We start from the raw sequence: 24,022 nt of genomic DNA, 5'->3' as shown, positions 1-24,022 counted from the left end.
TCCGCGGCTCAGGCCAGGGGTGAGCCGGTGCCCGCGACGATCTCGGGCCGCAGCAGGTCGGTGAGGGTCTCGGCGGGCAACAGACCCTTCTCCAGCACGAGTTCGGCCACTCCCCGGCCGGTGACGAGGGCTTCCTTGGCGATGTCGGTGGCCGCCGTGTAGCCGATGTACGGGTTGAGAGCGGTGACCAGGCCGATCGAGTTCTCGACACTCGCGCGCAGGGCCTCGGTGTTGGCGGTGATGCCGTCGACGCAGCGCTCGGCGAGGGTCAGGCAGGCCGCGCTCAGGTGGGTGATGGACTCCGACAGGGAGTGCAGGATGATCGGCTCGAAGGCGTTGAGCTGGAGCTGTCCGGCCTCGGCGGCCATGGTGATGGTGACGTCGTTGCCGATCACCTCGAAGGCGACCTGGTTGACGACCTCGGGGATCACCGGGTTGACCTTGCCGGGCATGATGCTCGAACCGGCCTGCACCGGCGGCAGGTTGATCTCGCCCAGGCCCGCACGCGGCCCGGAGGACAGCAGGCGCAGGTCGTTGCAGCTCTTCGAGAGCTTCACGGCGATCCGCTTGAGCACGCCGGACATCTGGACGAACGCCCCGCAGTCCTGGGTGGCCTCGACCAGGTTGGCAGCGGTGACCAGCTGGAGCCCGGTGATCTCGGCGAGGTGGCGGCGGGCCGACTCGGCGTATCCCGCGGGGGCGTTCAACCCGGTCCCGATCGCCGTCGCACCCAGGTTGATCTCATGGATCAACTCGACGGCCTCGGCAAGACGGCTGCGGTCCTCGTCGATCATGACGGCGTACGCGGAGAACTCTTGACCGAGCGTCATCGGCACCGCGTCCTGCAACTGTGTACGGCCCATCTTGAGCACGTCGCGGAACTCCACCGCCTTGCGGGCGAAGGCGTCCTGCAGGACGGACATCGCCTTGAGCAGTCCGCGTACCGCGAAGACCGTCGCGATCTTGACGGCGGTCGGGTAGACGTCGTTGGTCGACTGGCCGAGGTTGACGTCCTCGTTGGGGTGGAGGTGCCGGTACTCCCCCTTGGCGTACCCGAGCAGCTCCAACGCCCGGTTCGCGACGACCTCGTTGGCGTTCATGTTCGTCGAGGTGCCGGCGCCGCCCTGGATCACGTCGACGACGAACTGGTCGTGCAGCTTGCCGTCGCGGATCTCGCGACAGGCCTCGACCATGGCGGCGGCCTTCCTCGGCTCCAGCAGGCCGAGCTCCTCGTTGGCGAGGGCGGCGGCCTCCTTCACGGCGGCGAGGGCGTCGATCAGGTGCGGGTAGGCGGAGATCGGGGTGCCGGTGATGGGGAAGTTCTCCGTGGCGCGCAGGGTGTGGATGCCCCAGTACGCCTCGGCGGGGAGGTCACGGTCGCCGAGGAGGTCATGCTCGCTGCGAGTGACTGCGGTCATGAGGGTGCGGCCTCTTTCTGAGGGATGAAGGTGAGGAAGGGGCGGAGTGGGTCGGAGGATGACCCGCCGGGCGGCACGTGGTGACGCATGGCGAGCCGGTCGGGCGCCGTCCCGGCGATGCCCCGGCCGGCGGTACAGGTGCAGGCCGAGTGATGAGACGCCGGCCGCAGCGGACCCCGTAGGGGCGCGGGGCTGTGACATTTCGCGGCTCCGCCGCGTGGGCGCGACCGGCCACGGCGCACCCGCAGCCGGCCGAACACAGCACCCCTGCGTCGCTCAGCCGGCCTGCTGCCGTCAAGCACAGGCCGACAAGGTCACGGGGCCGAGCGCCCGCACCGGGCGTACGCAGCCGACCGGTGTGCCGCCGCCGAGCAGCGGTTCGCCCGCGAACTCGGTGAGCCGCTCCGGTTCGACGCCCGCCCGGACGAGGGCGGCCGCCGCGACCGGGACGCGGGCCCGGCTCGCGCCGTCGGCGATCTTCACGGCGACGGCCCGGCCGTCCGGCAGGGCGGCGACGTGCACGCCCTCGAAGCCGTCCTTGGCCAGCAGCCCGGGCACGGCCCGCATCTGCGCGGCGACGTCCCGGCCGGAGCCGGACGCCATCTCGGCGTGCTCGCGCATCGCGTCGGCGACCCGCGCCTCCGGGGTGCCGGGCGCGGCGGCGGTGATGCGGGCGGCGGCCCGGGCCAGGCCGTGCAGGGAGATGGAGAACAGCGGCGCGCCGCAGCCGTCGACGGTCACCTGGGCGATGCGCTGCCCGGTGAGGTCCTCGACGATCTCGGCGATCGCCTGCTGGAGCGGGTGCCCGGGGTCGACGTAGTCGTCCAGGGACCAGCCGTTGATCTTGCAGAGGTACAGCATGGCCGCGTGCTTGCCGGAGCAGTTCTGGGCGAGCCGGGAGGGCATCCTGCCGTCCCGGATCCAGTCGTCCCGGACGACCGGGTCGAAGGGCAGGTCCGGGACGTTGCGCAGGTCGTCCTCGGTGAGCCCGGCGAGCTCCAGGATGCGCCGGGTGCCGGCGAGGTGGCGTTCCTCGCCGGAGTGGCTGGCCGCGGTGAGCGAGAGCAACTCGCCGTCGAGCGGGAGCCCCGCCCGGACCATGGCGACGGCCTGGACGGGCTTGAGGGCCGAGCGGGGGTGGAAGGCGGCCTCGATGTCGCCGAGCTGGAAGTGGACTGCTCCCCCGGCGTCGAGGACGACGACGGAGCCGTAGTGGATGCCCTCCACGACCCCGCCGCGTATGAGGTGGGCGACGGGTGCGTGGAGGGGCTCACGGATCAGGGGTGCGTCCGCGACGGAACTGCTGTACATCACTGCCTGGGTGTGGTCGGCCGGCGCGTGGATCACGCGTCGGCTCCGGTGGTGGACTTGCGCGCGGTACGGCCGCGGATGGCGAACCATCCGGCGACCAGCGCCCCGACGATCAGCGGGAGGCACAGCACGGTGGTGCGGCCGGCGCCGCCGTCGGCGTACATGAGGACCAGGACGGAGGCGAGGAACGCCAGCGTCACGAGTTCGGTCCAGGGGGAGCCCGGCAACCGGTAGCCGGGGCGGGAGAGTTCGCCCTTCTGGGTCTTCTGCCAGAACATCAGGTGGCAGACCATGATCATGCCCCAGGTGGAGAGGATGCCGATCGCGGCGAAGTTCAGCACGATCTCGAACGCGTCGGCGGGGACGACGAAGTTGAGGCCGACGCCGAGGACGCAGATGCCGCTGGTGAGCAGGATGCCGCCGTACGGGACCTGGCTGCGGCTCATCACGCTCGTGAACCTGGGGGCGGAGCCGGACATCGCCATGGAGCGCAGGATGCGTCCGGTGGAGTACAGGCCGGAGTTGAGCGAGGACATGGCCGCGGTGAGGACGACGAGGTTCATCACGCCGCCGGCCGCCGGGATGCCGATGTTGGACAGCACCGTCACGAAGGGGCTCTCGCCGGACGTGTACTTGTTCCAGGGGAGCAGCATCGACAGCAGGACCACCGAGCCGACGTAGAAGAGGCCCACGCGCCACATGATCGAGTTGATCGCCTTCGGCATGATCTTCTCGGGGTTCTCGGTCTCGCCGGCCGCGACGCCGACCAGCTCGACGGACGCGTAGGCGAAGACGACGCCCTGGATGATCAGCAGCATGGGCAGCAGGCCGTTGGGGAACACGCCGCCGTGGTCGGTGATCAGGGACGGTCCGGGGGTGGTGCCGTCCACCGGGTGCTGGGTGACCAGCAGGAAGATGCCGATGCACATGAAGATCACCAGCGCGCTGACCTTGACGATGGCGAACCAGAACTCCAGTTCACCGAAGATCTTCACCGAGATCAGGTTCACGGTGAGGACCACGGCCAGGGCTATCAGCGCGATCACCCACTGCGGGATGTCCGAGAACATGCCCCAGTAGTGGGTGTAGGTGGCCACCGCGGTGATGTCGGCGATGCCGGTGGTGGCCCAGTTGAGGAAGTACATCCAGCCCGCGGTGTACGCGCCCTTCTCACCGAGGAACTCGCGGGCGTACGACACGAACGCGCCGGACGAGGGCCGGTACAGGACGAGTTCACCGAGGGCGCGGACGACGAGGAAGGCGAAGAGGCCGCAGACCGCGTAGGCGATGAACAGGGACGGGCCGGCTTCGGCGAGGCGGCCGCCGGCGCCGAGGAAGAGGCCGGTGCCGATGGCACCGCCGATGGCGATCATGTTGACGTGCCGGGACTTCAGGGACTTGCTGTAGCCCGCGTCTCCGGCGTCGACGTGCGTGGTCTGTTTGCGGGTCGCCTCTTGGAGGTGCTGCTCGCTCACGCCTCGGGTCCGCCTTCCAGGGGGGTGTCCGCGCGCTGGGGGCGCACGATGTCGGTGAGGGTGGTCTCGACGCGGTCGAGGTGGTGGGCCATGGCCTCCACCGCGTCGGTCTCGGAACCGTCCATCAGCGCCTCGACGATGGCGCGGTGCTCGCGATTGGACTGCTCGCGCCGGCCGCCCAGTTCGTTGAGGAACGCCGACTGGCGGGCCAGTGCGTCGCGGATCTCCTCGATGACCCGGCGGAAGACCGGGTTCTGGGCGGCCTCGGCCACCCCGAGGTGGAACAGCGTGTCCATCGCGACCCACGCGGTGGTGTCGGTCTCCCGCTCCATCCGGTCCAGGAGGTGGGCCAGGTGGTCCAGGTTCTCCGGGGTGCGGCGCCTGGCCGCGTACCCGGCGACCGGGATCTCGACATGGCGGCGCACCTCCAGCAGGTCGCTGGCCGCGTAGTCGCCGAAGGTGGGGTCCTCGACGGCGTTGCCGACCACGAAGGTGCCCTTGCCGGTCTTGGAGACCGTCAGCCCCATGGTCTGCAGGGCCCTGAGGGCCTCGCGCAGCACGGGGCGGGAGACCTCGAGGGTGCGGCACAGCTCCGCCTCGGAGGGGAGCTTGTCGCCGATCGCGTACTCGCCGCGTTCGATGGCGCTTCGCAGATGCCCGAGCACCGCTTCCATGGCGCTGATGCGCCGCGGGCCCTGACTGGCTGTCTGGCTGTCTGACAGGTTCACGGGAGTGATACTCCGGGGGGCGTGAGGTCCGTGTCAAGGTGACCGAAAGAAGAATTTCATGGGGTGCGACGCCTGAATGCCGCCTCACACCCCACCGCGCACGGGTGCGGTCAGCTGCTCAGCCCGCCCGTGGCCAGCAGTCCGAACAACAGCACCCCCACGACGATCCGGTACACCACGAAGGCGTTGAAGGAGTGCTTGGCGACGAACTTCAGCAGCCAGGCGATGGACGCGTAGGCCACGCCGAAGGAGACGACGGTGCCGACGGCGAGCGGGGCCGTGCCCACCCCGGCCCCCAGGGCGTCCTTGAGTTCGTACAGGCCCGCCCCCGTCAGGGCGGGGATGCCGAGGAAGAACGAAAGCCGGGTGGCGGCCACCCGGTCCAGGTCCAGGATGAGCGCCGTGGACATGGTCGCGCCGGAGCGGGAGAAGCCCGGGAACAGCAGGGCGAGGATCTGTGAACTGCCCACCAGCATGGCGTCCTTGAACGAGGTGTCGTCCTCTCCCCGCTTGTGCCGCCCCATCTGGTCCGCAGCCCACATCACCCCGCTGCCGACGATCAGCGAGCCGGCGACCACCCACAGCGAGGCCAGCGGCCCCTCGATGAGCGGCTTGGCGGCGAGGCCCACGACGACGATCGGGACGGTCGCGGCGATCACCCACCAGGCGAACTTGTAGTCGTGGTGGTAGCGCTGCTCCTTGTCGACCAGCCCGCGGCCCCAGGCCGAGACGATCCGCACGATGTCCTTGAAGAAGTACACCAGCACGGCGGCGATCGCCCCGACCTGGATCACGGCCGAGAACCCGACCACGGAGTCGTCGTCGACGGGGATCCCCATCAGGCCCTCGACGATCTTCAGATGGCCCGTCGAGGACACGGGCAGGAACTCGGTCACCCCCTCGACGGCTCCGAGGACGACGGCCTGACCGACGCTGATGACGCTCATGGGATCCAGTTCTGCTCAGGGGGCGGGTGCGGCGGGCTCTGTCTTACTACACGCGGACATGAGCGGAGCCACACGCGGACATGAGCCGAGCCACCCGCGGAAGTGGATCCGAGCCGCAAGCGAGCGGGAGCCGAGTGCCTACGCCCACACCGCCTGCGCCACCGCCACCCCTGCGAAGGCGGCCCCCGACCCCGCGGCCACGCTCCCGATCACGTTGACGGCGGCGTAGAACCCGGCCCCCGTCTCGGCCAGCCGGAGGGTCTCGAACGAGAAGGTCGAGTACGTCGTCAGCGCCCCGCACAGGCCGGTGCCCAGCAGTAGCTGCAGGTGGGAACCCGCGGCCCCCGAGGCGGCCGCGCCCGTCAGCAGGCCGAGGACCAGACAGCCGGTGACGTTCACGGCGAAGGTGCCCCAGGGGAAGACCGAGTCGTGCCGGGACTGCACCACCCGGTCGGTGAGGTAGCGCAGCGGCGCGCCGACCATGGCACCCGTGACGACCAGCAGCCAGTTCACAACGACTTCTTACCCTTCGCGCCCGGATTGCCCTTTTCATCCCCCCGGCCGACGTACCGGATGACCTCGCAGCCGTCGAGGATCACCAGTCCCTCGGTGACGAGTTCGTCGAGCTGCGGCAGGAACGCCCGTACGCGCTCCTCGTCGTCCACGATCACGACGGCCACCGGCAGGTCCTCGCTCAGCGACAGCAGCCGGGAGGTGTGGATCAGCGAGGAGGCGCCGAAGCCCTCGATGCCGCGGAAGACGCTGGCGCCCGCGAGGCCGGCCGCGTGGGCGCGGTGCACGATCTCGCTGTACAGGGGCTTGTGGTGCCAGGTGTCGTGCTCGCCGACGAAGACGGTGACGCGCAGGGCGCTGCCGGTCAGCCTCGTCATGACTGCCTCCACTTCAGGACGCGGCGGGTGACCGCGACCGCGAGCCACACCGCCGTGAGCGCCGCGAACAGCGTCGCGAACAGGTACGCCGCCCCCGTGCGGGGATGGCCGGAGTCGACCAGCTTCTGGAAGTCGACCGCGTACGTGGAGAAGGTGGTGAAGCCGCCGAGCACCCCGGTGCCGAAGAAGGGACGGACCAGCCGGTGGGCGGCCCAGACGTCGGTGATGACCACCATGAACACGCCGATCACGGCACAGCCCACGACGTTGGTCCAGAAGGTCGCCCAGGGGAATCCGCCCGGGTGGGCGGGCCACCAGAGGGAGGCCGCGTACCGGGCGCAGGCGCCGAGAGCGCCGCCGAGGGCGACCACCGCGACGACGGGTGCCTGGCCACGCCATACGGGCCGGCGTGCCGCGGGAACGCGAACGCTGTCGGTCTCCTGGGTTGTCATCGTCGTACGTCTCCTACTCGCCGGGGCCCTGGCGTGCGGGCGCGCTCCATCGCAAGTAGGGACCGTTGGCGGCAGCTGAGCCGCGGTTCGGGTACGGCGGGCCCCACCGCCGCGCCGCGAGGTGATCGCGGCTGGCCATCAGAGTAACCCCGGGGTGCGCCCGGGTCACTTCGTGCTCGGCGCCTCGCAGACCGCTACGCCCGGCTCCCACAGGCTCCCCAGGACCAGGTGGCCCGCGGTCTCGCAGACGCTGGTGACCATGCGGAAGCCGGAGCGGCGGCGGGTGAGGTGGTGGACGATCTCGCCGTGGTCGTCGACCGCGAGGACGCCGATCGTCCCGGAGGGGCGGAAGGGGGCGCGCACGGCGAGGCGTGCGGCCTTGCGGCGGACGTCGGGTGTGCTGCGGTGCAGGAGGTCGAGCGGCGGGACGCGGGGCCCGGCCAGCGAGACCCAGATCGGGCTGTCCGGTGCGCCGCGCCAGAGGTTGTCGGGCATGCCCGGGAGGTCCTCGGCAAAGGGCTCGCCCTGGCCCGCCTTCGGTCCGGTGAGCCAGTAGCGGGTCAGCCGGTACGCGCCCGTCTCGGCGACGACCAGGAACGACTCGTCGGCGCTCGGCGCCAGGCCGTTGGCGAACTGCAGTCCCTCCAGCAGGACTTCGGGCTCGTCGGTGCCCGGGGCCAGGCGCAGCAACCGGCCGGTGCCGGTGCGCTCGACCAGGTCGCCGATCCACCCCTCCAGGGGATAGCGGCGACTGGAGACGGTGAAGTACACGGATCCGTCGGACAGGGCGACGACGTTGCTGCAGAACCGCAGCCGCTCCCCCGCCACCGAGTCGGCGAGAATCCGTACCGTGCCGTCGGTGAGGTCCACGCCCAGCAGTCCGCGTTCGGCGTCGCACACCAACAGGGCTTCGTCGGGGAGGAGTTGGAGGCCGAGCGGCCTGCCGCCGGTCCTGGTGAGCACCTCGACCCGCGTCGAGGCGGGGTCCGTCAGGCCGTCCAGGCGCAGGATCCGGCCGTCCTCGACGCCGGTCAGCACCCGGCCGCGGGCGTCGACCACCACATCTTCGGGGCCGCGGCCGCCGATCGCGACGTAACGCCGGGGAACCAGAGCCGTGGGACGGTTCATGCGCGCCTGCCCTTCGCTGCCGGAGGCGGTTCCTCCTCGCAGGCGTGTACCCCTGTGGGCGGGTCGGCTACCAGCCTTTCTCGAACATGCGCGCGACTTCGGCGATCCGCACCTCGTCACGTCGGTAGTAGGTGCGCCGACGGACCCGCCTGGTACGCAGCAGGCCGATGTCCGCGAGCAGGTCGAGGTGGGTCTCGGCGACGGCGCGGCCCACCCCGAGCTTCTCGGCGACGGCGTCGGCGGTCACCCCGTCCGCCACGGGATCGCCGTGCCGCTGCGGCGGGAAGTGCGCGGCCGGGTCCTTCAGCCATTCCAGGATGTCCAGGCGCCTCTCGCCGGTGGGAATCCTCAGCATCGCGTTCCCCTCCGTCCGGACTCCTCGTACAGCGTCTTCCCACTGTGGCGCAGCCGATGCCGCCGTGTACGGGACTCACCAAGCTTGTCCGGTACCGAACTCCCTTGCGAAGCAGGGCTGTTCGGTACCGGAGGACGGGAGAGCCGCACGAAACCCCCTCCGCCCGCGGCTCGTGCGCTCGCACGGGCGGAGGGGAGTCGGTTCAGCCGTCCAGTCGTACGATCCGGACGGCTGAGGCCGGGAGCGCCAGGCGGCCCGCGGCACGCTCGCCGGTCAGCAGCTCGGTGCCGTCCACCTCCAGGGGCACCTTGACGTCCGTGGCGGTGTGGTTGATCGCGAACAGGTAGGTGCCCGACTCGCCGGTGCGGCGCACCACCTCGACGTCGTGGGGCAGGTCGGCGCGAGTGCTGATGTCCGCGTCCTCGACGGCGCAGCCCAGCAGCGCGTCCAGACCCTCGGCGGTCAGGCGCGTGGAGACGTACCAGGCGGTGCCCTCGCCGAGGCGGTGCCGGGTGACGGCCGGGTGGCCGGCGGTCAGGCCGTCGGCGTACGTCCACACGGTCTCGGCGCCGCGCGGCACCACGAACTCGGTCCACACGTCGGCGGTGAGCTCCGAGCCGTCGGGGCCGGTGATGCGCACCGACTGGTCCTTGAGCAGCGGCGAGAACTCCTCGACGGTCAAGCCGAGCACGTCCCGCAGCGGCCCCGGGTAGGCGCCCTCGTGGACGGCGTCGTGCTCGTCGACGATGCCGGAGAAGTACGACACGACGAGCGTGCCGCCGTTCTCGACGTACTCCTTGATGTTGCGGCCGGCCGCCTCCGTCATGAGGTACAGCGCCGGCACGACGACAAGGGGATACCTCGACAAGTCGGCTTCCGGGTGGGCGAAGTCGACCGTGAGGTGGTGGTCGTAGAGCGCCTCGTAGAAGGAGTCGGCGCGCTCGCGCGGGTCGTGGTCCTCGCTGGGGCGCCACTGGAGGTTCTGCGCCCACCAGGACTGCCAGTCCCACAGGACGGCCACGTCGGCGGTGGTGCGGGTGCCTCGGACGGTGCTCAACGAGTCCAGGGAGGCGCCCAGTTCGACCACTTCGCGCCACACGCGGGTGTCCGTGCCGCCGTGCGGGACCATCGCCGAGTGGAACTTCTCGGCACCGCGCCGCGACTGCCGCCACTGGAAGAACATGGCACCCTCGGAGCCGCGCGCCACGTGTGCGAGGGAGTTGCGGGCCATCTGGCCCGGGGCCTTGGCCGGGTTGCGGGGCTGCCAGTTCACGCCCGAGGTGGAGTGCTCGAGGAGCAGCCAGGGGGCGCCGCCCGCGACCGAGCGGGTGAGGTCGGCGGCCATCGCGAGGTTGACGTGGGTGCGGCGGCCGTCGGTGATCAGGTAGTGGTCGTTGGTGACGAGGTCGACCTCGCGGCCCCAGGCCCAGTAGTCCACGGAGTCGCACTGGCTGAGCGCGGTCATGAAGTTGGTGGTGACCGGGATGCCCGGCGAGAGGCGGTGCAGGATGTCCCGCTCCGTCACGAAGTTCTCGCGCATGGTGGCGTCGGCGAACCGCTTGTAGTCCAGCGCCTGGCCCGGGTTGCCGACGGTGGGCGCCGTGCGCGGCGGGTTGATCTGGTCGGGGTCGGCGTAGCGCTGGCCCCAGAAGGCGGTGCCCCACGCCTCGTTGACCGCGTCGACCGTGCCGTACGTAGTGGCCAGCCAGCGGCGGAAGTGGGCTGCGCAGGAGTCGCAGTAGCAGGCGGAGACCGGGACGCCGTACTCGTTGTGCACGTGCCACATGGCCAGGGCCGGATGCCCGGCGTACCGCTCGGCGAGCCTGGTGGTGATGTCGGCGGCGGCCGCGCGGTAGTCGGTGTTGCTGTGGCAGATGGCGCCGCGCGAGCCGAACGCGTACCGGACGCCGTCGGCCGTCACGGGCAGCGCGTCGGGGTGGTCCCGGTAGAACCAGGCCGGGGGTACGACCGTGGGCGTACCGAGGTCGACGCGGATGCCGTTGTCGTGCAGCAGGTCGAGAAGCCGGTCGAGCCAGCCGAAGTCGTACGTGCCGGGCGCGGGCTCCAGGAGGGCCCAGGAGAAGATCCCGACGCTCACCATGGTGACGCCGGCCTCCCGCATCAGCCGTGCGTCCTCCTCCCAGACACTCTCGGGCCACTGCTCCGGGTTGTAGTCCCCGCCGAAGGCAAGCCTGGTGAGGCCCCTGGGGGTGGTCTCCGGCATGGGTCTCTCCCGTTTCTGGTTGTTGGGAACGTGCACACACAGTGTCAACAGCGTGCGGCCCAAGATAACCGCACGAGGGTCAGGCTTGCCAAGTGTCTGGATGCGAAGGGTGCTGTGCACGATCACAGACAGTCCCCCGACCTCGTGGTCATCCCGCGGTCCGGGCGGCCGCCATCCGCCCTCCGGGGCCTTAAAGTCATGACCATGAACAGTGCGGGGGGCCGGCGCAGAGCGCCGACGATCCATGACGTGGCGCGGGAGGCAGGGGTCTCACGCGGCACCGTCTCACGTGTGCTCAACGGCGGGCACTACGTCAGCCCCGCCGCCCAGGAGGCGGTCAACGCCGCGATCCGCAAGACGGGGTACGTCGTCAACCGGCACGCACGTTCACTGATCACCGGACGTTCCGACTCCGTGGGCTTCCTGCTGACCGAACCGCAGGAGCGGTTCTTCGAGGACCCCAACTTCAACGTCCTGTTGCGCGGCTGCACGCAGGCGCTGGCCGCGCACGACGTCCCGCTGCTGCTGATGCTGGCCGGCACGGAGGACGAGCGGCGGCGCATCACGCGGTACATCACCGCCGGGCACGTCGACGGGGTGCTGCTCGTCTCCAGCCACTCCGGGGACCCGATCGCCGAGGAGCTGCGCGAGGCGGGCGTGCCGCTGGTCGCGTGCGGCAAGCCGATCGGGCTCGGTTCCCGGGTGAGCTACGTGGCGGCGGACGACCGGGACGGCGCCCGTGACATGGTGCGCCACCTGCTGTCCCTGGGCCGCCGCCGCATCGGCGTGGTCACCGGCCCGCTGGACACTCCGGGTGGTGTCGAGCGCCTCGCCGGGTACAAGGAGGTGCTCACCGACGCGGGCGTCGCGATCGAGGAGCGGCTCGTCGTCTCCGGCGACTACAGCCGGGCCAGCGGCGAGGCGGGCGCCGAGCGGCTGCTCGCGCAGGCCCCGGACATGAACGCCGTGTTCGTCGCCTCCGACCTGATGGCACAGGGCGTGCTGACGGCTCTGCAGCGGGCGGGGCGGCGGGTGCCGGACGACGTGGCGGTGGGCGGCTTCGACGACTCGCCGGCGGCGGTGGCCGCCCGGCCCGAGCTGACGACGATCCGGCAGCCCTGGGACCGCATCAGCGCCGAGATGGTGCGGGTGCTGCTGGCGCAGATCGGTGGCGAGGATGCGGCGGCGGTGATTCTGCCCACGGAATTGGTGAAGCGGGAGTCGACGTAAGGCATCCCGTCGCGCCAGGGATTGCGGCCGATGCCGGGAGCTGCCGGTCCCGCCCGCGTGCGCCGCCCGCCGCTCGGCAACCGATCAGGATCGAAGAAGCGGCTTCCCGCTCCCGGCGCCTAGCGTGAAAACACCGACGAAATCCGTCGGACCACGCAGCACCGAGGAGCGACGCCATGACCGCCGGACTCAACACCATCGTCTACCCCGTCAAGGACATCGCCCGGGCGAAGGCCCTGTTCAGCGCCCTGCTGGAGATCGAGCCCTACGCCGACGAGCCCTACTACGTCGGCTTCAAGGACGCCGGCCAGGACGTCGGTCTGGACCCGAACGGACACGCCAAGGGCATGACCGGCCCCGTCCCCTACTGGCACGTCTCCGACATCCGCGGCCGGCTTGCCGCTCTGGTCGAGGCGGGTGCCGAGCTGCTCCAGGATGTCCAGGAAGTCGGCGGCGGCAGGCTGATCGCCTCGGTCAAGGACGCTGACGGAAACCTGGTCGGGCTCCTCCAGGACGCCTGAGGCACTTCTCCCCGTCCGATTGTCGATGCACACGCATTAACATTGGTGTATGGCAGTGAACGCGGCCGGTGCCCGGCTCGAAGAACAGTGGCGGGACATCCTGTCGGTGCATGCGCGCACGATGTGCGAGATCGACCGCGCGCTGCACCCCCACGGGCTGGGCGCGAGCGACTTCGAGGTGCTCGACGTGCTCGCCTCCGAGGCGCCCGAGGAGGGCGACCTGTGCCGGGTGCAGAACCTCGTCGGACGGGTTCATCTGAGCCAGAGCGCCCTGTCCCGGCTCATCGGCCGCCTGGAGAAGGACGGCCTGGTGGAACGCTCCGTCTGCGTGGAGGACCGGCGCGGCGTGTGGGTATCGCTGACCCGCAAGGGGCGCGACCTGCACGCCGACGTGCTCCCGCTGCAGCGGGGTGTGCTGGCCAGGATGCTGGACTGACACCGGTCCGGCCCGCCTCGCCGCGCACGGTCCGTTGACCTCGCCGCGCACCGTCCGCTTCACCTCGCCGCACCGGTCCGCCTCGCCGCGCCCCCTCAGCGCAGCAGATCCCGTACGGCCGCGAAGGCCGCCTCCACCGTGTCCGGATCCGCCCCTGGGCGGGCCAGCGCGCTCATCGGGATCGGAGTGACCGCCGGGAGGCCCTCGTACGGGGTCAGTCCGTCGGGGGCCGGGCCCACCGCGGCGAGCAGGGCGGCGCCCTGGCCGGTGCGGGCGATGTCGAGCATGCCCGCGAGGTAGCCGGCGTCGCCGACGACCGCGGCGGGCACGCCCTGCGCGGCGAGGGTGGCGATGGCGCGGCGGCGGATGGCGCAGGGGTCCTCGATGGCGACCAGAGGGACGGCGGCCGGTGCGGGCGGCGGCTCCCAGCCGGGGACGGCGTGCCAGGTGAGCGGGAGACCGCCCACGGATGTGCCCTCGGTGGCGGCGGCCTCGGTGACGTACACCGCCACGTCGACGCTGCCGCGTTCCACGGCCTCGACGAGGCGGGCGGAACGGTCGATACGGAAGCGGACCCGGCAGCCGGGCCGTACCTCCTGGACGGCGGCGGTGAGCCGGGGCAGGAACTGGTCGGCGGCGTGCTCGGTGGAGCCGACGGTGACGGTGTCGCCGTCGGACTCGAGCAGGGTGCGTACGGCCTCGTCGTGCACGGCGAGGATGCGACGGGCCTGTTCCAGCAGCCGGCGGCCGTCGGGGGTGAACCGCGTGCCGCGTCCCTCGCGTTCCACGACCGGCCCGCCAAGTATCTTCTCCAGTTTGCGGACGTGTTGGCTGACCGCGGACTGGCTCAGGGACAGGGTCCGGGCGGCGCGGTGGAAGCCGCCGCAGTCGGCGATCGCGGTCAGGCTGCGCAGGGCCACGATGTCGAGGACGGGTTGGGGTATGCCGTGACAGTAGCGGCCCCGGGGGACCGATCGCGACAGCTGATCGATTTCGATGCGGAATCGTCGTTGGACGCGGTCCGCCGCCTCCGGCCATGATGGGCACATGTTGCACGCGACCGCTTCTGCTGCCTTTCTGACGCAGCGCCGAGTCATCGACTTCGGCGTGGCGTGCAGCGCGCGCTGTCGCTGATCTCTTCGGCGGTCCCGCACCGCATCTCTTCCGCGGTCCCGCACCGCATCTCTCCGCGATCCGGTCGACCGCGTCCTCTCCTCGCGATCCGGTCGACCGCCTCCCCTCTTAGCTGACACGTGACAGCCGTCTTCGGCTGCCCCTTTCCGTACGGATGCCCCCCTGCCCTGAACGGGAGTTGCCCCCCTCATGTCCGCTTCCTTCTCCTGGGAGACGAACCCGAAGGCCTCGCCGCACGCGGCACGTTGATCGTGCTGGCCGGCCGGGGTGAACACGGCGGTGTGTACGAGCGGTTCGGCCGCCGGCTCGCCTTCGACGCCTATCGGGTCCGCGCCCCAGTCGCCGCGGCTGCTGCCCTGGCTGAAGGTGTGGCGCAACGTCGTCCTCGGTCTGCCCGGGCGGCCCGACCGGACGCTGGCGGGCAAGGCCCTCGACGAGGTCGGCATCGCGGACCGCGCGGCCGTCTGGCCCAAGACGCTCTCCGGCGGCCAGGCGCAGCGCGTCTCCCTTACGCCAAGGCCATCGAGGCCCGCAACGGCGCGGACGCCTCCGTCGCCAAGACCCTTGCCTCTGCCGCGTACAGCAAGGTCCTGCCGATCACGGACGACGTGAACACGACCGTCCAGGGCGTGGCCGACCTCATGAACGGCATCGGCGTCCTCGACCCGAACGTCGACGTGGCGAAGTCGGCCGACACGTCCCTTCTCAACTGACCTTTCTGACAGAGGAGTTGCCATGCCTGTCGAGTTCATCAGCGCCGTCCACACCGACGCCGGGGCCTCGGGACCGGCCGCCGCGAGCCGTACCGGCCTGGACGTCGGGCATCTGCGCAGGTACGCCCGCGCCCTGGACGACGGCGGCTTCGACCACACCCTCGTCGCCTACCACTCCGCCTCGCCCGACGCCTTCCAGATCGCCCAGTTCGTCGCCACCCACACCGAGCGGATCCGCCCGATCCTGGCGCACCGGCCGGGCGTCGTCTTCCCCACACACGCGGCGCGTGCCCTCGCCACCCTCGATCAGATCAGCGACGGCCGGCTGACCGTGCACATCATCTCCGGCGGCAGTGACGAGGAGCAGCGCCGGGAGGGGGACTACCTCAACAAGTCCGAGCGGTACGAGCGTTCGGACGAGTACATCCGGATCCCGCGGGAGGTGTGGCAGGCCGAAGGGCCCGTCTCGCACGAAGGCAGGTACTTCAGGTTCGAGGGCTACTACTCGGACGTGAGGCCGGTGAACGGGCTGGTCCCCATCTCGGTGGGCGGCTCGTCGCAGGACGCGTACCGGGTCGGCGGCCGGCAGGGCGACATCTTCGGGCTGTGGGGCGAGCCGTTGAAGGAGACGGCCGAGCAGATCGCCGCCGTCAACGCGGTCGCCGAGGCGGCCGGGCGACCGAACCCCCGTATCTGGGTGTCGTTCCGCCCGATCATCGCGCCCACCGACGAACTGGCCTGGGAGAAGGCGCACCGCACCCTGGGCGTGCTCAAGGACCAGGCCCGCAACACCGAGCTGCTGCGCCACTACCGCACCACCGGCCGCCCCGCCGACGGGCCGAGGCCGCAGCGGTCGCCCGGCTGGTCGCTCCCCTGGCCACGACGGTGCAGACGACTCAGGACCCCGACGAGGCCGAGGCCCTGCTCGCCGCCCGCCGTCTCGCGCTGCCCGCGCTGGAGCGGCTGGGCCGCCCGCTCATCGAGGACATCGCGGTCCCGCGCTCCCGGCTGGCCGAGGCGGTGCGCGAGATCCGGGCGATCTCGGCCCGCCACGACGTGCCGGTGTTCACTCTCGCGCACGCGGCGGACGGCAACCTGCACCCGATCGTCGTCGTGGACCCGTCCTCGGACGGGCTGCCGGAGGCCGCCTGGGAGGCGGCCGGCGAGATCTTCGCCCTGGCACTGCGACTGGGCGGGACACTGACCGGCGAGCACGGGGTGGGCCTGCTGAAGCGGCAGTGGGTCGCCGAGGAACTCGGGCCCGCGGCCCATGCATTGCAGCGAAAGCTGAAGGAGGTGTTCGATCCTCGGGGGATCCTCAACCCCGGCAAGTGCCTTTGAGGCAGCGAGATGCGGATGCGTTTCGGCGAACCGGGGGTCTCCCCCGCCTCGCGAGGTCCGGGTGCGGGGACGGGAGCCCGCCCGCACCCGGACCGGGCCCGGCCGCTCCCTTGCCGCTCCGCGGTGGCCGGGCCCGTTCCGCTCGTCCCTACGGCCTCGCCAGCAGGGTGCGGACACCCTCCGACGTGAGCGTCAGCGGATGCGCGGAGTTCGCGTCGATGGTCAGGGACAGGTCGTCGGCCGGCCACTGTGCGGCAAGGGCGCCCAGCGGGACCAGACGGTAGCGGGAGACGTACGGCAAGAGCTCGGCCATCTCCGGCTCGGAGGTGAAGACGGGCACCACCGGGGCGCCGTCCGACTGCTCCAGGACCGGCAGCGCCACGACGCTGGAATCACCGGCCCCCTCCTGACCGGCGTCGTCGGGCACGGGCACGAGTACCTCGCTGCTCGCGAGGGTCGCCAGTGCCGCCGTGTCCTCGGTGTTCTCGGCCAGCGCGTCCAGCGCCCGCCGGGCCGGTGTGACGGTGTTGTCGTACGCGGGTGTTTCCATGGCTGATGATTCCCCTGGTAGCGGCGGTAGTGCGGTCCGCGCGGGACAAGATCGCCCCGGGCGCGGTCCTGCTCGCGTACCCGACCGCGGCCGGAGCATTCCTGTGGGAGTCCGGTGGATGACGGGAGGTCTCAGGGGATCAGCGGGATGTCGTCCGACGGCAGACCCGGCCGGTCGCGGCCGACCCGGCAGGTCAGCGGCTCGGCCATACTCGCGCCCACATGCGTCCGGTACGTCGCCGCGTCCCGGAAGTAGCGCTGCATCCGCTCGCCGTCGCGGGCGTGCCGGGAACCGGCCGTGCGGAACAGGGTGCCCTGCAGGACGTCCCAGGCGATGCGCCCCGGCGTTCACCCCGGCGATGCGCCCGGCGTTCAGGAACAGCAGCGCGAGGCGGTTGTCCTCCGCGGTGGTGAACGGGGCCTCGCCGGTCGTGTTGCGCCGGCAGGTGTCCATCCAGTCCCGGGCGGTCTGCCGCAACGCCGCCTCGGCGGTGTGGACCAGCCCGAGTGCCTCGCCGAGGTGGCGTCGGTAGTCGTGCAGGTCGGCGCGGGTGGGGTCGGGTTCCAGCAGCAGCGGGCGGGCGGCGACGACCCGGGCGTACTCGTCGGCGGCTGCATACGCGGTGCCGATCATGGTGGCCGCCAAGGCGGGCACGTGTGGGCGCAGGCGTACGTGCCGGGCGTCAACAGGCCGGCGTCGTCCTCGTGGGCCTCGTCACGGCTGCGGGAAGCGAGTCTCCGGGCGCTCGGACACCGCGATCGCGCCCTGCGCCACCGCGCACAGGGTCTCGGCGCCGGCGTCGTCCACCGTCGAGAGGTCGCACCGGCTGACGGTGCGGGTTCGGCCGGCCCGGACCACCTGCGCGTGGGCCCGCAGCAGGGTGCCCGTGGCGGGGCGCAGGTAGTCGATGGTGTAGCCGGCCGTCAGCAGTCGGTCGCCGGTCACGGTGCCCGCGGCGAAGGTCAGTGCGTTGTCCGCCGCGTAACCGAGCACTCCCCCGTGCACGAAGCCGTACTGCTGGAGCAACTCCTCACGAATGTCCAGCTCCAGTGTCGCCTCGCCGCCGCCGAAGGCAACCAGGCGGGCGCCGAGCAGCACGCTGAACGGTTGTGCCGCCAGGGCCTTCCGAGCGAGGGCCAAGTCCGGAGCGTCGTTCACGATCCACCTCACTTCACTGGTGAACCGAGAATGGCGGCCACCGCTCGGCTCTGTCAAGATCGGCCCATGCCTCAGCCCGGCTCCGCCCCCGACCTTCGCCTGTTCTTCCTGCTGCAACGGGCGGCCCACCGGCTGCGCACGACGGCGGACCGGCGCTGTCTGGCTGCCGCGGGCATCACGACGGCCCAGCTCGGTGCGCTGTTCGCGATACGCGACCGACCGGCGATCACCCAACAGCAGCTGGCCCGCACGCTGGGGCTGCGCGAGTCCGCGGTGACCGCGCTCGTCGGGCGCCTCACCGGCGCCGGCCTGGTCAGCAAACAGCCGCATCCCCTCGAACACCGTGCCGTAGTGCTGGAGTTGACCGACAGCGGCGTCGCCGCGCTCGACGCCGCCCAGCCGGAGATCGACCGCTTCAACGCCGAACTGCGAGCCCTGCTGGGCGAGCAGGGGTTCACCGAGACCTCGGCCGCGCTGCACACGCTGGCCTTCTGGGAACCGTGACCGGTCGGGAACGGCACACCGGCCGACGGGAGCAGGAACCCCCGCCGGCCGGAACGAACGATCCGCTCAAGTGGCCGTGCAGGCCGAGCCGTTGAGCGTGAACGCCGTCGGGGCGGCGTTCGTGGCGCCCTTGCTGCCGATGAAGCCGACGGTGACCGACCCGGCGGCGGGGATGGTGGACGTGTAGGAGGCGGGGACGACGCTCACCGTGCCGCCGGTCTGGGTGGGGGTCCCGCCCCACATGTTGGTCACGGTCTGGCCGTTGGCGAAGGTGAAGACGAGGGTCCAGCCGCTGATGGCGGCGGTGCCGGTGTTGCGGATGACGATCTCGCCCTGGAAGCCGCCGGACCACTCGTTGGTGGCGCGGTAGCCGACGGAGCAGTTCCCGGCCGGAGCGCTGCCGGTGGTGACGTTCACCGTTGCCGAGCGGGCCGAGCGGTTCCCGGCCGCGTCCCGGGCATAGACGGCGAAGGTGTACGCCGTGTCGGCGGTGAGGCCGGTCACCGTGACGGAGTTGGCCGTGGAGGCTGCGACCTTGGTCTCCGAGCTGCCGCTGACGCGGACGACGTCGTAGCCGGCGACTCCGACGTTGTCGGTGGACGCGGTCCAGGCCAGGGCAGCGGAGGTGGCCGTCACGGAGGAGGCGGTCGGAGTGCCGGGAGTGGTCGGAGCCTGGGTGTCGCCAGAGTTTCCGCCGCCGAAGACGGTGGCTTCCTTGGAGGTCTGGGCGATGCCGTTGGCGCCGTTGAAGATGCGCTGGCCCCACGAACTGAGATTGTTGGGATCGAAGCCGATCGCCAGGTCGAGGATCGGATCGGTGTTGCCGCTCCAGGACCAGGCCAGATAGCCGAGATCGAGCTGCTCGGCGGTGGCCATCATCGTGTCCTCGTCCGGGTCGCCCCACTGGTCGGCCGGGCCGCCGAACTCGCCGATGAGGATGGGCAGTCCGGCGTCGACGAAGGCGTTCAGGTAGTCGGTGATCTCCTGGGCCGTGTCGTAGACGCTGTACATGTGGATCGAGAAGATCAGGTTGCCGGTGGTGTCGGCGTCGTAGACGGCCTGCGCGTTGGCGCGCATGACGCCCTGCCAGTCCTGGCCCCAGTTGGGCGCGTCCACCATGATCGTGTGCTCGAATCCGGCACTGCGCAGCTTCTTCACGGCTGCGATCGTGGGGTCGGTCCAGCCTGCGGGATCGGTGTTGCCCCAGGGCTCGTTGCCGATGTTGATGATGACGTAGTTCTCTTCGCCGGCGAGCACGCTCTTGAGGCCGATCCAGTAGTCGGCGGCATGGTCGAGGGTGCCGGCCGCGGTGTCCTCGCCGTAGCCGGTGGTGTCGTGCACCTCCAGTACACAGATCAGCCGGTTGGCCTTGCACTGGGCGACGACGTTCGCCACGTCGGCAGCACTGTTCTCGGACCAGCGGTGGCCATCGGAGAGGACGACGCGGACGCTGTTGGCGCCCAGCGCCTTGATGTCGGCCAGCGACTGCGTCTCGCCCGGGTACCAGGTGTGGGCGTGGTTGACGCCGCGCATGACGAAGTCATTGCCGTTGCCCTCCAGCAGACGGCCGTCGCTGATGTGCAGGCCCGTGGCCTGGACTTTGGCCTCGCCTTGGGCCTCGACCTGAGCCTGGGCGGCGGTCGGGCAGAGGACGACGAGGACGACGAGCCCGAACAGGGCGGCAAGGCCGGTCAGCAGACGGGCCAGCGGGTCCTTTCGTGTCGTACTTCTTGCTGTTCTCACTGCGACTCCAGGGGGTGAGCGCCGAGAAACTCTGGCATCAGAAGTGTCATGGGAGCGCTCCCATGAAGCCACCATGCCAAGTACACGTCAAGACTTCGCGCAGGCATCGTCACTTGCCGTCGCGCCCAGGGCCGTACGTCAGTTCGGCTCGGCGGTGGTGCCGCGCAGGACGAGACGGGGAGTCAGCACGACCTCGCGGGATTCGGTACGCCCCTGGTCGAGGCGTTCGACGGCGGCGGTCACCGCGTGCCGGGCCTGCTCCTCGGCGCTCTGGCTGACGGTGGTCAGATTGAAGCAACTCAGCCGGGAGAGGGTGTCGTCGTCGTAGCCGGCCACGGACACCTGTCCCGGTACGGCGACACCGGCACGCGAGAGGGCGGCCAGCACTCCGATGGCGCACTGGTCGTTGAAGGCGACTACGGCGGTGGGCAGTTCGGCGCCGTCGAGGAGCTGACGGGCGGCGCGTTCGCCGGCCGCTTCGGTGTGATCGCCCCGCAGCACCCGGATGTACGTGTCGAGGCCATGCCGGCGCATGGCCGTGCGGTAGCCGCGACGCCGGTCGGTGGCGATGACACCCTTGCCGCCGTCGACGTAGGTGATCGCGCGATGACCGAGGCCCACCAGGTGGTCGACGACCTGGCCGACTCCGTCGTCGTCCGCGGTGCGTACGACGTCCAGGTCGGCGTCGGCGATCCGGCGGCCGACGGCGATCACCGGGGACTTGCGGTCGAGTGCGGCGAGCGTGTCTGCGGGAGCGGTGGGACCGAGCAGGATCAGGGCCTCACTGCGGAAGGCCAGCAGGGTCTCGACGGCGGTCTGCTCGTCACGGGTGCGGGTCAGGGTGCTCAGGACGAGGTCGTAGCCGACGTCCTCGGCGGCCGTGTGCAGGTACTCGACCAGTTCGGCGTGGAAGGGACTGTGGATGTCGACCAGCACGCCGAGCAGCCGAGTTCGCCTGCTGGCCAGCAGGCTCGCGGTGCGGTCCGCCTGATAGCCGAGGTCGGCGGCGGCTTTCAGCACACGCTGCCGAGTGCGTTCGCTGGGCCCGGGCACACCACGCAGGACCAGGGACACGGACGCGGTGGACACGCCCACCCGGGCGGCCACGTCCTCCAGTCGGGGGCGCTTGTTCGTGCCGTTCCGGTGACCTGCGGAACCGTCACCCTCCACTTGCGCCTCCCCGCGGCAATCTCCTCGCGCAACGCCCTTGACACGCTCGCGAAACAAGCCGATAGTACCAGAACTTAAAGCGCTTTAAATTGTCCTGATGTTCCGACGAAGTCATTCGGAAGGGCGGCAACCCCTCGCCTTCCGGACCAAGTCACCGAAGCCGCTGTGCCTCCGTCGCGACCGCGCGGGCCCCCAGTGGCCGTCGATCCGCTTCCCCCTTCAAGTTGCACAGTGAGGTGCACCCAGCATGAACCGGACATCACTCCCCCGCTCCCGCAGAATCGCCCCCGTGGTGGCGGTGGCCGCAGCGGCCGCCCTGGCTCTTGCGGGCTGTTCCAGCAGCTCAGGCGGCAAGAAGGCCGAGGAGGAGGCAGCCGATGTCTCCGCCGGCAAAGCGGACACGCCCCGTATGACGATCGCGATGGTCACCCACGCGCCCTCCGGCGACACCTTCTGGGACACCATCCGCAAGGGCGCCGAGGCCGCCGCCGCCAAGGACAACATCAAGCTCATCTACTCGAACGACGAGACCGCCGGTGACCAGGCCAACCTGGTGCAGAACGCGATCGACCAGAAGGTCGACGGCATCGCGGTCACCCTCGCCAAGCCGGACGCCCTCAAAGCCGTGGTCGCCAAGGCGGAGAAGGCCGGCATCCCGGTCGTCGGCCTCAACGCGGGCCTGAGCGTCTGGAAGCAGCAGGGCCTGCTGTCGTTCTTCGGCCAGGACGAGTCCGTCTCCGGCCAGGCACTCGGCGACAAGATCAACGGCACCGGAGCGAAGCACGCGCTGTGCGTCATCCAGGCCCAGGGAGACGTCAACCTCGAAGAGCGCTGCGCCGGAGTGAAGAAGACCTTCGGCGGCAAGACCGACATCCTCTACGTCAATGGCACGGACATGCCGTCCGTGAAGTCGACGATCACCGCCAAGCTCAAGCAGGACAGCTCCATCGACGAGGTGGTCACCCTCGGCGCCCCCGTCGCACTGACCGCGACGCAGTCGGTGTCCGAGTCGGGCAGCAAGGCGAAGGTCGCCACCTTCGACCTCAACAAGGAACTCGTCTCCGCCATCGAGAAGGGCACGATCCAGTTCGCCGTCGACCAGCAGCCCTACCTCCAGGGCTACCTGGCGGTCGACGCACTGTGGCTCTACAAGACCAACGGCAACTTCAGCGGGGGCGGCGAGCAGCCGGTGCTGACCGGGCCGGCCTTCGTCGACAAGTCCAACGTCGACGCCGTGGCCAAGTTCGCCGCGAAGGGCACCAGGTGATGAGCATGACCCAGCACGCCGAGCCGGCGGTGACCACACCGCCGGCCTCCGGCCCGAAGGAAACCGACGGCCGGACCTCTCAACGCCCCCTGGCACTCAGGCTGTTGGCCCGGCCCGAGGTCGGTGTCTTCCTCGGTGCCGTCGCGGTCTACGCGTTCTTCCTGATCGCCGCCCCGCCGGTGCGTGACGGCAGCTCCATGGCCAACATCCTGTACCAGTCGTCGACGATCGGGATCATGGCCCTGCCGGTCGCGCTGCTGATGATCGGCGGCGAGTTCGACCTGTCGGCCGGTGTTGCCGTGATCACCTCGGCGCTCACCGCGGCCATGCTCAGCTACCAGCTGACCACGAACGTCTGGGTCGGCGTGCTCGTCGCACTGCTCGTGTCGCTGGCGGTCGGATTCTTCAACGGCTGGGTGATGGTCAGGACGGGCCTGCCGAGCTTCCTGGTCACGCTGGGCACCTTCCTGATCCTGCAGGGCGTCAACCTTGCAGTGACCAAGCTGATCACCGGCAACGTGGCCACCGACGACATCAGCGACATGGACGGCTTCCACCAGGCCCGGGAGCTCTTCGCCTCGTCCTTCGCGGTGGGCGGGGTCCAGGTCAAGATCACCATCGTGTGGTGGCTGGCCTTCGCGGCGCTGACCACGTGGGTGCTGCTGCGCACCAAGTACGGCAACTGGATCTTCGCGGTCGGCGGCAACAAGGAGAGCGCGCGGGCCGTCGGTGTGCCGGTGACCTTCACGAAGATCTCCCTGTTCATGCTGGTCGGCTTCGGCGCCTGGTTCGTCGGCATGCACCAGCTGTTCTCCTTCAACACCGTGCAGTCCGGCGAGGGCGTCGGCCAGGAGCTGATCTACATCGCAGCGGCCGTGATCGGCGGCTGTCTGCTGACGGGCGGTTACGGTTCCGCGATCGGCCCGGTCTTCGGCGCCTTCATGTTCGGCATGGTCCAGCAGGGCATCGTCTACGCCGGCTGGAACCCCGACTGGTTCAAGGCCTTCCTCGGCGTGATGCTGCTCGGCGCCACTCTGATCAATCTGTGGGTCCAGCGCACGGCGACCCGGAGGTGACCCCCATGACAACCACCCACGACATCACACCCGACGGGTCCCAGCCCAAGGGCGCCGCGCCCCAGGACGACAAGCCGGTCGTCGAGTTGAAGGGTGCGGGCAAGTCCTACGGCAACATCCGCGCCCTGCACGGGGTGAGCCTGACCGTCCACCCGGGCCAGGTCACCTGTGTGCTGGGCGACAACGGCGCCGGCAAGTCCACCCTCATCAAGATCGTCTCCGGGCTGCACCAGCACACCGAGGGCGACTTC

The 24,022-nt window shown here is 70.5% G+C and carries 25 protein-coding genes and 2 pseudogenes; 10 read left to right on the top strand and 17 right to left on the bottom strand.

Annotated elements, in window-relative coordinates; all coding sequences use genetic code 11:
• Nucleotides 1-8: 8 nt before the first annotated feature.
• The 11 genes from aspA to ADK57_RS13330 all read right to left on the bottom strand — a co-directional run bounded on the left by aspA (nucleotide 9) and on the right by ADK57_RS13330 (nucleotide 10,928).
• Nucleotides 9-1,418 carry an aspartate ammonia-lyase gene (gene aspA, locus ADK57_RS13380; protein WP_053749644.1) on the bottom strand — a complete coding sequence of 470 codons (1,410 nt, stop codon included), beginning with the start codon at nucleotides 1,416-1,418 and terminating at the stop codon, nucleotides 9-11.
• Nucleotides 1,419-1,712: 294 nt separating this feature from the next.
• Nucleotides 1,713-2,729, bottom strand: a complete 1,017-nt coding sequence (locus ADK57_RS13375) for an asparaginase (RefSeq protein ID WP_107091547.1) — start codon at nucleotides 2,727-2,729, stop codon at nucleotides 1,713-1,715.
• Nucleotides 2,730-2,761: 32 nt separating this feature from the next.
• The gene (locus ADK57_RS13370) at nucleotides 2,762-4,204 is read right to left on the bottom strand and encodes an amino acid permease (RefSeq protein WP_053749642.1); all 1,443 of its coding nucleotides are present in this window, start codon (nucleotides 4,202-4,204) and stop codon (nucleotides 2,762-2,764) included.
• Nucleotides 4,201-4,878 (bottom strand): FadR/GntR family transcriptional regulator, encoded by a 678-nt coding sequence (locus ADK57_RS13365; RefSeq protein ID WP_053749898.1) that lies wholly within the window; start codon nucleotides 4,876-4,878, stop codon nucleotides 4,201-4,203. Before ADK57_RS13365 ends, ADK57_RS13370 begins: the two co-directional genes overlap by 4 nt.
• 164 nt (nucleotides 4,879-5,042) lie before the next feature.
• Entirely contained in the window at nucleotides 5,043-5,879 is an 837-nt protein-coding gene (locus tag ADK57_RS13360; protein WP_053749641.1) for an undecaprenyl-diphosphate phosphatase, read from the bottom strand.
• A gap of 138 nt (nucleotides 5,880-6,017) precedes the next feature.
• Nucleotides 6,018-6,392: a fluoride efflux transporter CrcB gene (crcB, locus tag ADK57_RS13355; protein ID WP_053749640.1), complete on the bottom strand. Its 375-nt coding sequence runs from the start codon at nucleotides 6,390-6,392 to the stop codon at nucleotides 6,018-6,020.
• Entirely contained in the window at nucleotides 6,389-6,769 is a 381-nt protein-coding gene (locus tag ADK57_RS13350) for a DUF190 domain-containing protein (protein ID WP_053749639.1), read from the bottom strand. The genes crcB (ADK57_RS13355) and ADK57_RS13350 overlap by 4 nt, the downstream gene beginning before the upstream one ends.
• Nucleotides 6,766-7,221, bottom strand: coding sequence for a fluoride efflux transporter CrcB (gene crcB, locus ADK57_RS13345; RefSeq protein ID WP_053749638.1), 456 nt, complete (start codon nucleotides 7,219-7,221; stop codon nucleotides 6,766-6,768). Before crcB (ADK57_RS13345) ends, ADK57_RS13350 begins: the two co-directional genes overlap by 4 nt.
• 165 nt (nucleotides 7,222-7,386) lie before the next feature.
• Nucleotides 7,387-8,349, bottom strand: coding sequence for an SMP-30/gluconolactonase/LRE family protein (locus tag ADK57_RS13340; protein WP_053749637.1), 963 nt, complete (start codon nucleotides 8,347-8,349; stop codon nucleotides 7,387-7,389).
• 67 nt (nucleotides 8,350-8,416) lie between these two features.
• On the bottom strand, nucleotides 8,417-8,704 hold the full coding sequence (locus ADK57_RS13335; RefSeq protein WP_053749636.1) for a helix-turn-helix domain-containing protein: 288 nt from the start codon (nucleotides 8,702-8,704) through the stop codon (nucleotides 8,417-8,419).
• 202 nt (nucleotides 8,705-8,906) lie between these two features.
• Nucleotides 8,907-10,928 carry a beta-galactosidase gene (locus ADK57_RS13330; RefSeq protein ID WP_053749635.1) on the bottom strand — a complete coding sequence of 674 codons (2,022 nt, stop codon included), beginning with the start codon at nucleotides 10,926-10,928 and terminating at the stop codon, nucleotides 8,907-8,909.
• A 198-nt stretch (nucleotides 10,929-11,126) separates the two neighbouring features.
• Here ADK57_RS13330 and ADK57_RS13325 point away from each other — a divergent pair, with 198 nt between their 5' ends.
• The 3 genes from ADK57_RS13325 to ADK57_RS13315 all read left to right on the top strand — a co-directional run bounded on the left by ADK57_RS13325 (nucleotide 11,127) and on the right by ADK57_RS13315 (nucleotide 13,115).
• Nucleotides 11,127-12,158: a LacI family DNA-binding transcriptional regulator gene (locus tag ADK57_RS13325; RefSeq protein ID WP_053749634.1), complete on the top strand. Its 1,032-nt coding sequence runs from the start codon at nucleotides 11,127-11,129 to the stop codon at nucleotides 12,156-12,158.
• Between the two features lie 176 nt (nucleotides 12,159-12,334).
• Nucleotides 12,335-12,679, top strand: coding sequence for a VOC family protein (locus tag ADK57_RS13320; RefSeq protein WP_053749633.1), 345 nt, complete (start codon nucleotides 12,335-12,337; stop codon nucleotides 12,677-12,679).
• Between the two features lie 49 nt (nucleotides 12,680-12,728).
• The gene (locus tag ADK57_RS13315; RefSeq protein ID WP_053749632.1) at nucleotides 12,729-13,115 is read left to right on the top strand and encodes a MarR family winged helix-turn-helix transcriptional regulator; all 387 of its coding nucleotides are present in this window, start codon (nucleotides 12,729-12,731) and stop codon (nucleotides 13,113-13,115) included.
• A 95-nt stretch (nucleotides 13,116-13,210) separates the two neighbouring features.
• On the opposite strand, the gene ADK57_RS13310 is transcribed toward ADK57_RS13315, so the two are convergent.
• Nucleotides 13,211-14,035: a LysR family transcriptional regulator gene (locus ADK57_RS13310; protein WP_234390166.1), complete on the bottom strand. Its 825-nt coding sequence runs from the start codon at nucleotides 14,033-14,035 to the stop codon at nucleotides 13,211-13,213.
• A 544-nt stretch (nucleotides 14,036-14,579) separates the two neighbouring features.
• Here ADK57_RS13310 and ADK57_RS51085 point away from each other — a divergent pair.
• The 3 genes and pseudogenes from ADK57_RS51085 to ADK57_RS13300 form a co-directional block, all read left to right on the top strand.
• Nucleotides 14,580-14,759, top strand: a pseudogene (locus ADK57_RS51085) (sulfonate ABC transporter ATP-binding protein); the annotation flags it as partial.
• A gap of 225 nt (nucleotides 14,760-14,984) precedes the next feature.
• Nucleotides 14,985-15,797, top strand: a pseudogene (locus tag ADK57_RS47275) (LLM class flavin-dependent oxidoreductase); the annotation flags it as partial.
• 50 nt (nucleotides 15,798-15,847) lie between these two features.
• Nucleotides 15,848-16,303 (top strand): FAD-linked oxidase C-terminal domain-containing protein, encoded by a 456-nt coding sequence (locus ADK57_RS13300; protein WP_234390164.1) that lies wholly within the window; start codon nucleotides 15,848-15,850, stop codon nucleotides 16,301-16,303.
• A gap of 148 nt (nucleotides 16,304-16,451) precedes the next feature.
• Here the strand turns inward: ADK57_RS13300 and ADK57_RS13295 are convergent, their stop codons facing one another.
• The 3 genes from ADK57_RS13295 to ADK57_RS13285 form a co-directional block, all read right to left on the bottom strand.
• Complete coding sequence (locus tag ADK57_RS13295) at nucleotides 16,452-16,853, bottom strand: SseB family protein (protein WP_053749630.1); 402 nt, start codon at nucleotides 16,851-16,853, stop codon at nucleotides 16,452-16,454.
• Between the two features lie 131 nt (nucleotides 16,854-16,984).
• Nucleotides 16,985-17,116 carry a hypothetical protein gene (locus tag ADK57_RS51080; RefSeq protein ID WP_234390162.1) on the bottom strand — a complete coding sequence of 44 codons (132 nt, stop codon included), beginning with the start codon at nucleotides 17,114-17,116 and terminating at the stop codon, nucleotides 16,985-16,987.
• Between the two features lie 451 nt (nucleotides 17,117-17,567).
• Complete coding sequence (locus ADK57_RS13285) at nucleotides 17,568-18,011, bottom strand: PaaI family thioesterase (protein ID WP_053749629.1); 444 nt, start codon at nucleotides 18,009-18,011, stop codon at nucleotides 17,568-17,570.
• Nucleotides 18,012-18,077: 66 nt separating this feature from the next.
• On the opposite strand from ADK57_RS13285, the gene ADK57_RS13280 reads away from it, so the two are divergent.
• Nucleotides 18,078-18,515, top strand: coding sequence for a MarR family winged helix-turn-helix transcriptional regulator (locus tag ADK57_RS13280; protein WP_053749628.1), 438 nt, complete (start codon nucleotides 18,078-18,080; stop codon nucleotides 18,513-18,515).
• Between the two features lie 66 nt (nucleotides 18,516-18,581).
• Here the strand turns inward: ADK57_RS13280 and ADK57_RS13275 are convergent, their stop codons facing one another.
• Together ADK57_RS13275 and ADK57_RS13270 are read right to left on the bottom strand one after the other, a co-directional pair.
• Entirely contained in the window at nucleotides 18,582-20,258 is a 1,677-nt protein-coding gene (locus ADK57_RS13275; protein WP_053749627.1) for a cellulase family glycosylhydrolase, read from the bottom strand.
• Between the two features lie 138 nt (nucleotides 20,259-20,396).
• Entirely contained in the window at nucleotides 20,397-21,428 is a 1,032-nt protein-coding gene (locus tag ADK57_RS13270; protein ID WP_053749626.1) for a LacI family DNA-binding transcriptional regulator, read from the bottom strand.
• Between the two features lie 247 nt (nucleotides 21,429-21,675).
• Here ADK57_RS13270 and ADK57_RS13265 point away from each other — a divergent pair, with 247 nt between their 5' ends.
• The 3 genes from ADK57_RS13265 to ADK57_RS13255 all read left to right on the top strand — a co-directional run.
• Nucleotides 21,676-22,695, top strand: a complete 1,020-nt coding sequence (locus ADK57_RS13265; protein ID WP_053749625.1) for a sugar ABC transporter substrate-binding protein — start codon at nucleotides 21,676-21,678, stop codon at nucleotides 22,693-22,695.
• Nucleotides 22,695-23,771 carry an ABC transporter permease gene (locus tag ADK57_RS13260; protein ID WP_053749624.1) on the top strand — a complete coding sequence of 359 codons (1,077 nt, stop codon included), beginning with the start codon at nucleotides 22,695-22,697 and terminating at the stop codon, nucleotides 23,769-23,771. Before ADK57_RS13265 ends, ADK57_RS13260 begins: the two co-directional genes overlap by 1 nt.
• Nucleotides 23,772-23,776: 5 nt before the next feature.
• Nucleotides 23,777-24,022: ATP-binding cassette domain-containing protein (locus ADK57_RS13255; protein ID WP_159050059.1), on the top strand; the 246-nt coding region annotated here is incomplete at its 3' end.

This window comes from Streptomyces sp. MMG1533 (assembly GCF_001279775.1).
GTDB lineage: Bacteria > Actinomycetota > Actinomycetes > Streptomycetales > Streptomycetaceae > Streptomyces.
The sequence above is the reverse complement of the archived record's forward strand: the minus strand, read 5'-3'. Positions and strand labels throughout refer to the sequence as shown.

What these genes read in the sequence shown, in the direction of transcription:
- aspA (WP_053749644.1), bottom strand. Translation starts at nt 1,418, where the DNA reads ATGACCGCAGTCACTCGCAGCGAGCATGACCTCCTCGGCGACCGTGAC.
- ADK57_RS13375 (WP_107091547.1), bottom strand. Translation starts at nt 2,729, where the DNA reads ATGTACAGCAGTTCCGTCGCGGACGCACCCCTGATCCGTGAGCCCCTC.
- ADK57_RS13365 (WP_053749898.1), bottom strand. Translation starts at nt 4,878, where the DNA reads ATGGAAGCGGTGCTCGGGCATCTGCGAAGCGCCATCGAACGCGGCGAG.
- ADK57_RS13360 (WP_053749641.1), bottom strand. Translation starts at nt 5,879, where the DNA reads ATGAGCGTCATCAGCGTCGGTCAGGCCGTCGTCCTCGGAGCCGTCGAG.
- ADK57_RS13350 (WP_053749639.1), bottom strand. Translation starts at nt 6,769, where the DNA reads ATGACGAGGCTGACCGGCAGCGCCCTGCGCGTCACCGTCTTCGTCGGC.
- crcB (WP_053749638.1), bottom strand. Translation starts at nt 7,221, where the DNA reads ATGACAACCCAGGAGACCGACAGCGTTCGCGTTCCCGCGGCACGCCGG.
- ADK57_RS13340 (WP_053749637.1), bottom strand. Translation starts at nt 8,349, where the DNA reads ATGAACCGTCCCACGGCTCTGGTTCCCCGGCGTTACGTCGCGATCGGC.
- ADK57_RS13335 (WP_053749636.1), bottom strand. Translation starts at nt 8,704, where the DNA reads ATGCTGAGGATTCCCACCGGCGAGAGGCGCCTGGACATCCTGGAATGG.
- ADK57_RS13330 (WP_053749635.1), bottom strand. Translation starts at nt 10,928, where the DNA reads ATGCCGGAGACCACCCCCAGGGGCCTCACCAGGCTTGCCTTCGGCGGG.
- ADK57_RS13325 (WP_053749634.1), top strand. Translation starts at nt 11,127, where the DNA reads ATGACCATGAACAGTGCGGGGGGCCGGCGCAGAGCGCCGACGATCCAT.
- ADK57_RS13320 (WP_053749633.1), top strand. Translation starts at nt 12,335, where the DNA reads ATGACCGCCGGACTCAACACCATCGTCTACCCCGTCAAGGACATCGCC.
- ADK57_RS13315 (WP_053749632.1), top strand. Translation starts at nt 12,729, where the DNA reads ATGGCAGTGAACGCGGCCGGTGCCCGGCTCGAAGAACAGTGGCGGGAC.
- ADK57_RS13295 (WP_053749630.1), bottom strand. Translation starts at nt 16,853, where the DNA reads ATGGAAACACCCGCGTACGACAACACCGTCACACCGGCCCGGCGGGCG.
- ADK57_RS51080 (WP_234390162.1), bottom strand. Translation starts at nt 17,116, where the DNA reads ATGCAGCGCTACTTCCGGGACGCGGCGACGTACCGGACGCATGTGGGC.
- ADK57_RS13280 (WP_053749628.1), top strand. Translation starts at nt 18,078, where the DNA reads ATGCCTCAGCCCGGCTCCGCCCCCGACCTTCGCCTGTTCTTCCTGCTG.
- ADK57_RS13265 (WP_053749625.1), top strand. Translation starts at nt 21,676, where the DNA reads ATGAACCGGACATCACTCCCCCGCTCCCGCAGAATCGCCCCCGTGGTG.
- ADK57_RS13260 (WP_053749624.1), top strand. Translation starts at nt 22,695, where the DNA reads ATGAGCATGACCCAGCACGCCGAGCCGGCGGTGACCACACCGCCGGCC.